This is a genomic window from Cryobacterium sp. 10I1 (genome assembly GCF_035019805.1).
Classification (GTDB): domain Bacteria; phylum Actinomycetota; class Actinomycetes; order Actinomycetales; family Microbacteriaceae; genus Cryobacterium; species Cryobacterium glucosi.
This window is the reverse complement of record NZ_JASJVF010000627.1, coordinates 1-302: the sequence shown is the minus strand read 5'-3', so window position 1 is coordinate 302 and position 302 is coordinate 1. Positions and strand designations below refer to the sequence as shown.

The window sequence follows — 302 nt, the reverse complement described above, 5'->3', positions numbered from 1 at the left end:
GTATTGACGTACCGGCAGCTTGCCGTGGATGACATCGGCCGGGCCCCGGCGCTGGTCTCGGTGTGCGAGAACCCTGCGGTGATCGCGGCCGCGGCCGACCGGTACGGTGCTGGTGCTGGTGCTGGTGCTGGTGCTGGTGGCGGTTTCGTACCGATCGTGTGTGTGAACGGGCAACCGGGGGCTGCGGTGCTGCGGTTACTCACGCAACTCGTCGAAGGCGGTTCGCGGCTCCGGTACCACGGTGACTTCGATGCGGGCGGCGTCACGATCGCGCGCACGGTCGCTCGCAGCGTGCCGTGGAC

The 302-nt window shown here is 68.9% G+C and carries 1 protein-coding gene; it reads left to right on the top strand.

Annotated elements, in window-relative coordinates:
* Positions 1–24: 24 nt before the first annotated feature.
* Positions 25–302 (top strand): DUF2399 domain-containing protein (locus tag QN345_RS20070; protein ID WP_323509246.1); only part of this gene is annotated, 278 nt, incomplete at its 3' end.